We start from the raw sequence: 11,216 nt of genomic DNA, 5'->3' as shown, positions 1-11,216 counted from the left end.
CATATGTTTGTTTTATATAGTGTTCAATAAATGATTTCAATTCACTGAGTAGAGCTAGAATGATTTGTACCACTGTCACAAACGAAGTCAAACAGCAGTTGAGCTATGACGTCTGGGGCAATGGGATGGAAGACACCAACCCCAATTTTCAGCCGCTGGATGGATGGGCGAACCTTACAAACCGGATGCGAGTGCAGCGCCCAGCCCCGCATACCACCCACGCGTGAATGCCTCTTCAAACACCGAGTAGCCCGACCAGTCGCTGTGGGCGAAGTGCAGGCGGGTGGTGCTGGGGGTGGGGTACTTTGAATTTGATAGCGGGTGGCGCGCACCCGTTGTGCGCCAGTGGCCGATTTGGCTTAAAGCCGTTTGTGCGCCGGGCTTGGGAATGGCCATGGCGTGGCCGTAGCGCATCACGTCAACGCGGGTGGTTTTGTCGTAGATGTCCGCATGGGCGCGGGCCAGGGTGGCGAGGGTCTGGTCGCGCACGTTTTCCCATGGTGCATCCAGCAGTTGCTGGCGCGCGGCGCGCGGGGTGTCTGCGGCTGCCATACCGCCCAGGGCGCGGTAGCAGGTCAGCACCGTGGGCAGTTGCTGCAGAGCATTGAGGCGCTGGTGGCCGGCGTTGACGTAGCCGAGGCCACCGCGCGCCACATCGTCGTACAAAACGTTGTCCCAGGCCAGTTCGGCGCCGGGGCGGTCGGCCAGCGGTTCGCGGATGTGGATGTTGGTGACGAGCCAGGGCGCCCAGTCGAGCGCCTGCACGGCGGCGTGCAAGAAGTCTGGCGCATTCTGCACCACGCGCGCGGCGATGAAGGTGGGCAGCGCCACGATGCAGTGCGCGGCCTGCCAGCGTTCGATGCTGTGCGTGGCGCTGTTGTAGCTGTCGATGATGACGCCGCCAGGTTCTTCGGCAATGCGCAGCACGGTGTGGCCCGTGTGCAGCCAGCCCGCTTGCGCTGTGGGCGCTGCCAGTTGCTCGGCCAGCCAGCCGTTGCCCTGCGGCCAGGTGAGCACGGCGTCGTGCTGCTCTTCGGTGGCAGCATCTGCGGGGCCCGGGGCCTGAAAGCCGTGGCGGCTGGCAAAGTAGTGCAGACCGGCCCAGGCAGAGACATGGCTGCAGCCTGCGCCAAAGTCGTCCAGACAGGCGTAGTCCAGGTACCAGCGCAGGTGGGCGTCGTCCAACTGGTGCTGGGCGAGCCAGGCGTCAAAAGTAATAGCATCCAGCGCTTGGTGGGTAGGAGCCAGGCCTTTGTTTTGCTCCCAGCTGCGCGCGACCGGCATGGTAAAGCGCTGCGCCTGCATAGCACTGGCCACCAGTTGTGCAAAGCGCTGGTATTGGGCCAGGGTGCTGCCGGGCACGTCGTGGGTGGGCAGCAGGCCCTCTACCCATTCGCCATGGATGAACAGGCGCTCCTGCGGGCTGAAGCACAGGTATTCGTCGCGGTACTGCCAGCGGCCCGCCACACGCCCGCGCACCCCCAGTTCTTCGAGCAGGTCCTGCACTTCGGGGGCATCGTCGCCGGGTACGGGCAGGTAGTGGGCGCCCAGCGGGCAGCGCAGGCCGTCGATGCTGCCGCCGCGGCTGTTGCCACCGGCCGTGTCTTCCAGCTCCAGCAGGGCCACATCGCCCACGCCCGCATGGCGCAGTGCGCGCGCCGCCGACAGTGCGGCAATGCCGCCGCCTGCAATCAGCACCTGTACCCGGTGGGTGCGGCTGGGCGCGGGCAGGGGCAGGCCTTGCCGCAGGCGGTCGCGCATGGCATGGCCCCGGTCCCACGATTGGCCGATAAAGCCGCCGGTGATGTGGGCCGTGCTGGTGGAGGGCGCCAGGGGCTTGCAGCCGGGCAGGGCAGCGCTAGCCGCCAGTGCGGCGGCGCCTTTCAACACGGTGCGGCGTTGCATGGCGGTCATACGGGCAATCCGCCCTGCAGCGCCTCAGGGGGGTGTTCCACCATCAATGCGCCACCTTCCCCCATTCGCGCTCGTAGGTGTGTACCAGCACCTGGTTGGAGAGGCGGTTGACTTCGGTCGGCACGCGCGCCATGTCAGGCGGAAAATCGAACAGCAGCGGCAGGCTGGGCAGGCTCAAAAAACGCATGCCGACGGGCAGGGTAGAGGGCAGGCTCCAGGGGCGGCGGCTGGCGATCACAAAGCCCCATTCGCCAAAGCTGGGCACGTGGGCGTGGTAGGGCGTGGCTGTCAGGCCCACCGATTCGACGGTGTTCACCACGGTCCAGAAGCTCTGGCGCGCAATCAGCGGCGAGGTGGTCTGGATGACTGCAAAACCGCTGGCGGCCAGGTGCTGGCTGAGCATGGAGTAGAAGCTGTTGGTGAACAGCTTGCCCACGGCAAAGTTGGTGGGATCGGGAAAGTCCACGATGATGACGTCGAACACATCTTCAGTCTGCTGCGCCCACTGAAAGGCGTCGGTGTTGATGATGGTGACCTTGGGGCTGTTCAGCGCATTGCTGTTGAGTGCCTGCATGCTGGGCACGTTCTTGAACAGGTCGGTCATGGCCGGATCCAGCTCCACCAGGGTTACCGATTCGACAGAGGGGTACTTGAGCACTTCGCGCACGGCCATGCCGTCGCCTCCGCCCAGTACGGCCACCTTGCGCGGCGCGCCAAAACGGCTCATTACGGGGTGCACCAGGGCTTCGTGATAGCGGTATTCGTCGCTCTGCGCAAACTGGAGGTTGCCGTTGAGGTACAGGCGCGTGCCGCGCTTGCCCTGGGTGACGACGATGCGCTGGTAGGGCGTGCTGCGCGCCAGTACGATGGGTTCCTGGTAGAAGTGGTCTTCGGTGAGCGAGGTGATTTTGTCCGCACCCGCAAGGCCGCCGATCAGCGCGCCGATCACCAGCAGGCACGCCAGCACATGGCTGGCAAAGCGGCGCAATTCGTCCTTGAAGAGGAACAGCGCCCACACGGCCACCAGCGCATTCAGCAGGCCGAACACCAGGCCGGTGCGGATCAGCCCCAGGTGCGGCACCAGCAGCAGCGGAAACGCCAGCGACACGGCCAGTGCGCCCAGGTAGTCAAAGGTCAGTACCTTGGAGACGAGATCGCGCAGCACCACGTTGCGCTTCAAGATACGCATGACCAGCGGAATCTCCAGCCCCACCAGCGTACCCACCACGAGCACCGTGCCGTACAGCATCCAGTGGAAAGCCGTGGGCACGTAGGCATTGACGAGCGAAAGCACGGCGGGCAGCGCGCCGCCCACCAGGGCCACCATCAGCTCGATGCGCAGAAAGTGCGCCGGCAACTCGCGCACCAGGTAGCGCGAGAGCCACGAGCCGATGCCCATGGCAAACAGGTAGGTGCCGATGATGGTGGAGAACTGCAGCACCGAATCGCCCAGCAGGTAAGACGCCAGCGCGGCGGCAGCCAGCTCGTACAGCAGGCCGCAGGCCGCGACGACGAACACGCTGAACAGCATGGCGATTTCCAGCGGGCTGGCGCGGCGGGGCAAATCCTGCGGGTTGGCAGCAATGCCGGGGCCGAAGTCCAGCGCGTCGTGCGGGTCGGTAGCGGCGGTTTCGGCGGGGGGCGAAGAAGACACGGGGCGAGATGCCTGCGGGCTGCAGGGGTAAAGGTCAAAACAGCCAGTGGCGCCCTACCAGAAGGCGCCTCTAGCTATTTATTGGATAGTAAAAGCGCTGGCTAGCCGATGGCTGCTGCCACGATGATGCTGATGCCCAGGCACATGGCGGCTACCACCACGCCCAGGGCGAGGTTCTGCTTTTCGACAATCTCGCCCCACATGTCCACCGGGGTGAGCTTGTCGATGATGAGAAAGCAGATCCAGAACACCACCACGCCCACCAGGGCAAACAGGATGGAGCCAAAGAACGCATTCGGGTGAAACCAATCGAGATTCATCACAATACTCCTCTATCAAGGCAGGCCATGCGCACCGTGGCGTGGTCTGCCGGTATCAAAACCAGGGGCCCGCTTGCCCTTGCCCTGCGGCAGGGCTGGGCGCGCCCCGCTATTTGTGGCTTCCGCCAGAGCTATAGCCGCCCCACGATCCGCCCGAAGACCGGCTGCTGCCGGTGCTGCACTTGCTGACGTAGGCAGGGTCGGCCGCCAGCTTGCGCCGTTCATCGGCGGCGTTGCAGCCGCTGGGCCACAGCCAGATCAGCAAAAAGAACAGAATGACCAGGCCGATGATGATCGGCATGCAGCCGAGCTTGGGCATGGAAAACGAGCTGCTCGCGGGCTTGAACAGCGCCAGCTGGTCGGTCATGCCAAAGGCGGCAGCCACGGTCTCGGGCGCCAGCTTGCGGCCCATCGACCAGTTCACCTCACGCCGGCCCTGCTCCAGATTGAGCAGCTGTACGCCATCCTGGCCGCGCGCGAAGTCCACATTGTCGGTCTTGTCGCCGCGCACCACCGGCCAGTAGAACTCGCCCTGCACATAGGTGGTTTCTGCCAGGTAGCTGTACTGCTTTTCGTAGGTCTGCTTGTTCCAGGTGACGGTGCTGGCGCCTGCACGGTAGTTGGGCGCGCCTGTCAGGGTCTTGACCAGGCTCCAGCCGTCGCTGCTGTTCACCAGAAACTGGAAACCCTGCTTGCTGTGGTAGAGCAGGTACTCGTCCCAGCCAAAGTGTTCGTCATCGCCCGGCTCCACGCCCATGCGGTGCTGAAAACCCACCACCTGCCACTTGCTGCCCGCAAAGGTGCCTACCTTGCCCAGCGGGATGAGCGGCTGCACCGGCTCGTCCTGCAGCGCTGCGCGCAGCTCGCCGCCGATGCCCTGCGACACATCGATGATGCTGCCGCAGCTCGGGCAGGTGAGGCTCTGCGTGGTTTGCAGCTTGATCTCGACCCGCGCCGCGCAGCGCGGGCAGTTGAAGTGCCGCCCCTTGTCCTTCTTGGCAGAGGTGTCCTTGAGCCCGGCGATCTTCAGATCTGCCAGCCTGACGGGCTCCCCCAGGTAGATGGAGGGCGGCGCTTCGCTGTAGTCGATGGACAGCACGCGGTCGTCCTGCGAGCGCAGCTCCACCACGGTAAAGGGCTTGCCCAGCTCCGGCTTTTTGGGCATCTCGCCCTCGGCGGCCATCAACTGGGCGTGCACCACGCTGGTCACGCTGTACTGCACGCCGCTGATGGCTACGTTCTGGCCCGGGCGCCAGCGGCTTTCGTCGGGCAGGTTGCGCGCGGGAACATCGCTGGCGCGGGCGAGCACAAACTGGCCGTTGTCCTCGCTCACCACGGCCATCTCGTTGCCGTCGGTCAGCGCTAGCCACTCGTTCCAGCTTCCGGTATCGCCCTTGTACTGCAGCCGCCCGATCAGGCGAAAGCCCTCGGGCTTGCCGTCCTTGCCCTTCTGAAACTGGCCGGTCTGGCCCAGCTTCAGGGGGCTGTAGTCGTTGAAGATTTCGGCCATCTTGCCGATGCGCTGGAGCACATCGCCTTCGCGGACGATGGAGCTTTGGCAGTACGGGCACACCGCATAGGCCGCTTGCGCGCTGGCAAATTCGACAGGTGCGCCGCAGCCCGGGCAGGGTGCGGTGTAGCTGCGTTGCTGGTCCGTGGTCATGGCTTGTTGTGTAGGTGTGTGGCGCGCAATGGATCAATCGCCGAAGGTCCCTGTCCCTCACAGGGCTGGCCGGCTGCCGAGCATCATAGCGGTATTGCGTCCGCCATAAGGCCCGGCTATGCGCGCTGTAGCCATGATTCATTGGACTGTGCAAATAAGAATAATTATCATTAAAAAACACTGATAGCCCACCCCTCCAGAAAGCACGCCATGTCCAAATTCCGCAGCCTCCTTCGCAACAACCGCCAGACGCTCAGCAAGACCGCCAGCTATTACGTCATCCACATCACAGTGGCGGCCATGGTGGCCTATGCCGTCACCGGCAACCTGATTGCGTCGCTCACGCTCAGTCTGCTCGAACCCACGGTGCAGGCGTTTGCCTTTTTCTTTCACGAAAAGGCCTGGCAGCGCTGGAATGCCCGCAAGCAGGCCGCCTCTGCCGAAGCGGGTCTGTCCCATGCGGCGTAAGCCCGCACCCCCAGGCGGGCAGCCTGCCTGGCTTGACTGGGCGCTGCAACGTCTGGCGGGTATGGCGCAGGTGGCCTAGATAACCTGGGGGTGTAAGAGGGGCGGCCCCGGATACCTTTGTTTGCAGCTGGCAGGCCGGGGTTTGTGCGACAGTTGCGCATCTGCCATGAACTCGATCCAAGGAAACCCCATGCGTGCGACATCCCTTCGTCTGGGCGGCCTGGCCGCCGCCAGCGCCCTGGTGCTGGCGCTTTCGGGCTGCGATGTGGTGGGCCCGATCAGCAGCAACGCCGTGCTGTCGGACCAGGCCATTGCCGACAGGACGGCTGATTATTTCAGCAGCACCGAGGCCCATGTCCAGGTGTTTGGCTTTGACCGCCGCCGTGAGTCAACGCGCTACCAGGCCACATTTCAGGGCAACAAGTACAACTGCAGCATCTACATGAACCAGGTGCGCTGTGACCCTGCGGGGCAGTAAGCGCTGTTCGGATTCAGGCTTTGCCCAAATCAAACCATCCTGCGGGCTTTTCACCCTCCAGCACCTGCAGCAGATTCGTCACCGCCATCTCTGCCATCGCGTAGCGCGTTTCGTGGGTGGCCGAGCCGATGTGCGGCAGCGCCACCACCTTGGGGTGGGTGCGCAGAGGCGATTCCACCGGCAGCGGCTCGGTGGCGAATACGTCCAGACCAGCGGCGCGGATCTGGTCGGTGTCCAGCGCGTGCAGCAGGGCGGCTTCGTCGATGATCGCGCCGCGCGAGCCGTTGATGACGATGGCGCTGGGCTTCATCAGCGCAAAGGCGTCGGCGTTCAGCAGGTGGCGGGTCTCTGGGGTGGACGGCAGCATCGAGACGATGAAATCAGCCTCGCGCAGCAGCGCCTCGCGCTCCACAAAGCGCACATGGCCGACCAGGGCGTCCAGCTCGGCTTCGGGCACAGCGCTGCGGTTGTTGTAGATGACGGGCATGCCAAAACCCAGCGCTGCGCGGCGGGCCAGGGCCAGGCCAATGCGGCCCATGCCCAGAATACCCACGGTCTTGCCATGCACGTCCCAGCCGAACAGGTCTTCGCCGATATTGCGCTGCCACTGGCCCGAGCGCACGAACAGCGCCAGCTCGGGGATGCGGCGGCTGGTGGCCATCAGCAGCGCAAAAATGGTGTCGGCCGTCGTCTCGGTGAGTACGCCCGGCGTGTGGCACAGCGCAATGCCGCGCTGGTGCAGGCTGGCCAGAGGGTAGTTGTCCACACCCACCGAGATGCTGGAGATGGCCTGCAGACGCGGCGCGCTGTCGAGCAGCGCGTCGGTGATGGGGTAGCTGGAGCCGATCAGCGCCTCGGCCTGCGGCAGGGCGTCAAAAAAGGCATCGCGCTCGCCCGGTACGCGCGGGTTGGCAACCGTCACCGCATGCGCGGCCTGCAGGCGGGCGAGCTGGTCATCCGGCAGTTCGCGAAAAACAAGTACCTGGCGGCGTGTGGATGGGGTCATGGCAGCTCCTGGGCGTCGGAATGGGTTCAGTAGCCGGCGGCTGTCAACGCGGCGCGGGTGGGCAGGCCTTCCGAATCCCCGAGCACCTGCACCTGCAGCGCGCCAATCCAGCAACCGCGCTTGACGGCTTGCGGCACGGTGCGGCCATCGAGCAGGCCGCTGATCACCCCCACGGCAAAGGCGTCGCCTGCGCCCACGGTATCCACCACCTTGTCAACCGGGCAGCCTTCCACATAGCCGGTGCCTGTTTCTTTATCGTCAAAGTAAGCGCCTGCTTCGCCGAGTTTGACAACGACGAGCCGAGCGCCCTGGTTGCGGTAGAACTGTGCAATGGCTTCGGGCGTCTTGTGGCCGGTGAGCAGCTCGCCTTCGGCCAGGCCCGGAAAGACCCAGTCCGCCCCTGCGGCCAGTGCATTGATCTCGCGGCGCATCGTGGCTTCGTCCTTCCACAGCGTGGGGCGCAGGTTGGGATCGAACGAGATGGTGCTGCCAGATGCGCGCGCAACTTCCAGCGTGCGCTTGGCCGTGGCCAGGCTGGTGTCAGAGATGGCGGCAAACACGCCGGTGGCATGCAGGTGGCGCGCCGCAGCAAGCCAGGGCTCGTCGATGTCGGCAGGCGTCATCAGGCTCGCGGCCGAACCCTTGCGGTGGTATTCCACCTGCGGGTCGCTGCCGTCGTCGGTACGGCCCTTGATCTGAAAGCCGGTTTTCTGCGCAGGGTCCAGCACCACATGCTCGCAATGCACGCCTTCGCCCTTCATCTGGTTGATGAGGTAGCGGGCCATCGAGTCTGCGCCCAGGCGGCTGGCCCAGTGGGTGTTGAAACCCAGGCGTGACAGCCCGGTGGCCACATTGATCTCGGCGCCTGCAATGCGCTTGGTAAAGAACTCGGCCTGCTCCAGCGGGCCAGGGCGGTCGGCAATCAGCAGCATCATGGCTTCGCCGAAGGTCGCGATGTCGAAGGTTTTGGTGGTCATGGCCGGGTCTCTTGTGGTTTTTTCGCGGTTCAGTGGTTTTGCAGGGCAGTGGCGTCGCGCAGCACGGCCAGCTCGTGCCGGGTGACGGCCTGCAGGTCGTCACCGATCAGCGGGTATTCGATGGCGCGCGGCACATCGCCGGGCAGGGCGCGCAGAATGGCGCGCCAGGCGGCGGCAGATTCGGCCAGCGGCACGGCCACCCATTTGGCGGGCAGGCGCTGCACGCCCTTGGCATGCACATAGGCCACGCGGCTGGCAAACAGCTGGGCGGCCTGCAAGGCGCATTCGCCCAGGTAGTGCCAGTTGCCCATGTCAAAAGTCATGGGCAGCGGCAGGCCCGCCGCATCGGCAGCGGCAAAAAAGCGCTGCAAGGCCTGTACGGTGCCCGCGCCTACGGTCTGGTCGTTTTCGATCAGCAAGGTGATGCCAGCCTCTGCAATGGTGGCTTTGAGCGCGCCAAACCCGGTGGCCGAATGCGCCACCGATTGCCTGGCAAAGCCGCCAATCGACATCTTGAGCCAGCTGGCGCCCAGGGTCTGGGTGGCCGCAATGGCGTGCTGCAGCACGGCGGTATCGAGTGCGCCATCCATCGCAAACAGCGGCTGCGGGCAGGAGTAGACGACGTCCAGGCCCTGGGCATGCACATAGGCGGCAATGGCGGGCAGCTCGCCAGCGGCGTCGATCAGCAGCTCTTCGCGTACCTCCACCCCGCTCGCTCCAGCGGCGTGGGAGAGCCGGGCAAAGTACAGCTGGCCGTGGCGGCGCACTTCGGCATTGCCGAATGAGGTGAGGGAGATGAGGGCTGGCGCGCCAGCGTTGTGCAGAGACAAGGCCATGGTTTTTGGTGATCTTGGCCGTTTGCGCCCATCCATCAAGCGCTAACAGCTATTTATAAGTGAGCAAGCAGGCTGCAGAAACTTTGCACGTTCTCAAGCACTGGCGTGGCCCATCGGTGCACACCGAATAAGGGCCGCCCTGCAGCGCCACAGGGGGTCAATGGTTGCTGAGGATCTGGCCCAGGAACTGCTGGGTCTTGGGGTGCCTGGGGCTGTCAAAGAACTCGGCGGGCGGGCCCTGCTCGATGATCTTGCCGTCGGCCATGAAGATCACGCGGTCGGCCACGCTGCGGGCAAAGCCCATTTCGTGGGTGACGCACAGCATGGTCATGCCGTCGTCGGCCAGGCCAATCATGGTGTCGAGCACTTCCTTGACCATTTCGGGGTCGAGCGCCGAGGTGGGCTCGTCAAACAGCATGATCTTGGGCGCCATGCACAGCGCGCGGGCAATCGCCACACGCTGCTGCTGGCCGCCCGAGAGCTGGCTGGGGTACTTGCCCGCCTGGTCGGGGATGCGCACGCGCGTGAGGTATTTCATCGCCCGCTCCTGCGCCTCTTCCTTGGAAAGGCCGCGCGAGCGTATCGGCGCCAGCATGCAGTTTTCCAGAATGGTCAGGTGCGGAAACAGGTTGAACTGCTGGAACACCATGCCCACTTCCTTGCGGACGGTGTCGATCGCCTTGCTGTCGCCGGTCAGGTCAGTGCCGTCAACGGTGATCCTGCCCTTCTGGATGGCTTCGAGCCGGTTGATGCAGCGGATCATCGTCGATTTGCCCGAACCCGAAGGCCCGCAGATGACGATACGTTCCCCGGCGCGCACGTCGAGGTTGATATCGGTCAACACCTGAAAGTTGCCATACCATTTCTCCACGCCTTGCAGGCGAATGATGGGCTGGTCAGCAGGGGTGGTCATGGTCTAGCTCCGCGGGGTATTTCAGTTCAAATCAGGCAGACGGCAGGCGTGCTCAATCCAGTTTCGGCAAGTCAGCGCCCAGCCACTTCTGGTACAGCTTGTTCAGCTCGCCGTTGGCGGTGTTCTTGGCGATGAAATCGTTGACGGCATTGGCCACTTCGTCCTGGCCGGGGCGCAGGGCAACGGCCATGTTCTGCTGCAGCAGCTGAAACTTGCTTTCAAACTGGCCAGCGGGCGCGCGCTTGGCGATCTGGGCTGCCACGGTGATGGAGCAGCCAATGGCATCCACCTGGCCGGACAGCAGCGCCTGCATGGCCGACGCATCGTCGTCAAACCGGCGGATCTGCGTGCCTTCGGGGGCCACCTTGGTCACGGCCACGTCCTGCGTCGAAGCACGGGCCACGCCTACGCGCAGGCCCTTGAGGTTTTCCGGGCCCTTGATGGCGGTCTTGGTGTTGCCGAACAGCACGATCGAGGCGGCTGAGTAAGGCTTGGAGAACAGCACCTGCTTGGCGCGCTCGGGTGTGATGGCCAGCGATGCAATCAGCATGTCGACCTTGTTGGTCAGCAGGAAGGGAATGCGGTTGGGGCCGGTCACGGGCACGATGTCGGCCGTCACGCCCCACTCCTTGGCCAGCAGCTTGGCCACATCGGCATCGTAGCCGTCAGGCTGGTTGCTGCTGTTGAGAATGCCGTAGGGAGGGAAATCCACCAGCATGCCGATGGTGATCTTGCCCTTTTTCTTGAGATCGGCCAGCGACTGTGCCGAAGCGCTCAGGGGCAGGAGGGCGCTGGCGGCCAGGGCGGCAGCGGCGGTGGTGAAGGTGCGGCGCGAGAGTTGCATGTTCATGTCTCCTATGGGTTGAATAACGCAACGGGAAAAAAGGAAAAGGGTTTGACACCGGCCAGTGACGTGAGGCCCTGCCCTCGCTGCGGGACGCCGAGCAAGGGCCGCCCCGCAGCGAGGGCGTCGTCCCCTTGAGGGGA

Annotated in this window: 11 protein-coding genes; 2 read left to right on the top strand and 9 right to left on the bottom strand. The window is 64.4% G+C overall.

The features are described from left to right. Window positions 1–174: 174 nt before the first annotated feature. From ACH2DG_RS09225 to ACH2DG_RS09210, 4 genes are all read right to left on the bottom strand, one after another. Window positions 175–1,914, bottom strand: coding sequence for an FAD-dependent oxidoreductase (locus tag ACH2DG_RS09225; protein WP_395025650.1), 1,740 nt, complete (start codon window positions 1,912–1,914; stop codon window positions 175–177). Window positions 1,915–1,957: 43 nt separating this feature from the next. Further along, window positions 1,958–3,445 carry a polyamine aminopropyltransferase gene (locus tag ACH2DG_RS09220; RefSeq protein ID WP_395025813.1) on the bottom strand — a complete coding sequence of 496 codons (1,488 nt, stop codon included), beginning with the start codon at window positions 3,443–3,445 and terminating at the stop codon, window positions 1,958–1,960. A gap of 224 nt (window positions 3,446–3,669) precedes the next feature. Further along, entirely contained in the window at window positions 3,670–3,888 is a 219-nt protein-coding gene (locus ACH2DG_RS09215; protein WP_184710764.1) for a DUF350 domain-containing protein, read from the bottom strand. Window positions 3,889–3,997: 109 nt separating this feature from the next. Further along, on the bottom strand, window positions 3,998–5,551 hold the full coding sequence (locus tag ACH2DG_RS09210; RefSeq protein ID WP_395025648.1) for a DUF4178 domain-containing protein: 1,554 nt from the start codon (window positions 5,549–5,551) through the stop codon (window positions 3,998–4,000). 210 nt (window positions 5,552–5,761) lie between these two features. Between ACH2DG_RS09210 and ACH2DG_RS09205 the strand changes: the two genes are divergently transcribed. Beyond that, window positions 5,762–6,019, top strand: a complete 258-nt coding sequence (locus ACH2DG_RS09205; protein ID WP_395025646.1) for a DUF2061 domain-containing protein — start codon at window positions 5,762–5,764, stop codon at window positions 6,017–6,019. A 190-nt stretch (window positions 6,020–6,209) separates the two neighbouring features. Next, the gene (locus ACH2DG_RS09200) at window positions 6,210–6,497 is read left to right on the top strand and encodes a hypothetical protein (RefSeq protein ID WP_184710758.1); all 288 of its coding nucleotides are present in this window, start codon (window positions 6,210–6,212) and stop codon (window positions 6,495–6,497) included. A 13-nt stretch (window positions 6,498–6,510) separates the two neighbouring features. On the opposite strand, the gene ACH2DG_RS09195 is transcribed toward ACH2DG_RS09200, so the two are convergent. The 5 genes from ACH2DG_RS09195 to ACH2DG_RS09175 all read right to left on the bottom strand — a co-directional run bounded on the left by ACH2DG_RS09195 (window position 6,511) and on the right by ACH2DG_RS09175 (window position 11,079). Next, complete coding sequence (locus ACH2DG_RS09195) at window positions 6,511–7,503, bottom strand: 2-hydroxyacid dehydrogenase (RefSeq protein ID WP_395025644.1); 993 nt, start codon at window positions 7,501–7,503, stop codon at window positions 6,511–6,513. A 26-nt stretch (window positions 7,504–7,529) separates the two neighbouring features. Beyond that, window positions 7,530–8,480, bottom strand: coding sequence for a sugar kinase (locus ACH2DG_RS09190; protein ID WP_395025643.1), 951 nt, complete (start codon window positions 8,478–8,480; stop codon window positions 7,530–7,532). 29 nt (window positions 8,481–8,509) lie between these two features. Next, window positions 8,510–9,316, bottom strand: coding sequence for a sugar phosphate isomerase/epimerase family protein (locus tag ACH2DG_RS09185; protein WP_395025642.1), 807 nt, complete (start codon window positions 9,314–9,316; stop codon window positions 8,510–8,512). Between the two features lie 157 nt (window positions 9,317–9,473). Beyond that, window positions 9,474–10,229, bottom strand: coding sequence for an amino acid ABC transporter ATP-binding protein (locus ACH2DG_RS09180; protein ID WP_395025640.1), 756 nt, complete (start codon window positions 10,227–10,229; stop codon window positions 9,474–9,476). Between the two features lie 52 nt (window positions 10,230–10,281). After that, a complete protein-coding gene (locus tag ACH2DG_RS09175) occupies window positions 10,282–11,079 on the bottom strand; it encodes a transporter substrate-binding domain-containing protein (RefSeq protein ID WP_184710748.1) in 798 nt (265 codons plus the stop codon). Window positions 11,080–11,216 lie beyond the last annotated feature (137 nt).

Origin of the sequence: Comamonas odontotermitis (genome assembly GCF_040396735.1) — a bacterium.
Lineage (GTDB): Bacteria > Pseudomonadota > Gammaproteobacteria > Burkholderiales > Burkholderiaceae_C > Comamonas > Comamonas odontotermitis_C.
The sequence above is the reverse complement of the archived record's forward strand: the minus strand, read 5'-3'. Positions and strand labels throughout refer to the sequence as shown.

Coding starts and splice junctions, on each gene's coding strand:
- ACH2DG_RS09210 (WP_395025648.1), bottom strand. CDS start 5,551: ATGACCACGGACCAGCAACGCAGCTACACCGCACCCTGCCCGGGCTGC.
- ACH2DG_RS09215 (WP_184710764.1), bottom strand. CDS start 3,888: ATGAATCTCGATTGGTTTCACCCGAATGCGTTCTTTGGCTCCATCCTG.
- ACH2DG_RS09195 (WP_395025644.1), bottom strand. CDS start 7,503: ATGACCCCATCCACACGCCGCCAGGTACTTGTTTTTCGCGAACTGCCG.
- ACH2DG_RS09205 (WP_395025646.1), top strand. CDS start 5,762: ATGTCCAAATTCCGCAGCCTCCTTCGCAACAACCGCCAGACGCTCAGC.
- ACH2DG_RS09220 (WP_395025813.1), bottom strand. CDS start 3,445: ATGCTGTTCAGCGTGTTCGTCGTCGCGGCCTGCGGCCTGCTGTACGAG.
- ACH2DG_RS09200 (WP_184710758.1), top strand. CDS start 6,210: ATGCGTGCGACATCCCTTCGTCTGGGCGGCCTGGCCGCCGCCAGCGCC.
- ACH2DG_RS09190 (WP_395025643.1), bottom strand. CDS start 8,480: ATGACCACCAAAACCTTCGACATCGCGACCTTCGGCGAAGCCATGATG.
- ACH2DG_RS09185 (WP_395025642.1), bottom strand. CDS start 9,316: ATGGCCTTGTCTCTGCACAACGCTGGCGCGCCAGCCCTCATCTCCCTC.
- ACH2DG_RS09175 (WP_184710748.1), bottom strand. CDS start 11,079: ATGAACATGCAACTCTCGCGCCGCACCTTCACCACCGCCGCTGCCGCC.
- ACH2DG_RS09180 (WP_395025640.1), bottom strand. CDS start 10,229: ATGACCACCCCTGCTGACCAGCCCATCATTCGCCTGCAAGGCGTGGAG.
- ACH2DG_RS09225 (WP_395025650.1), bottom strand. CDS start 1,914: ATGACCGCCATGCAACGCCGCACCGTGTTGAAAGGCGCCGCCGCACTG.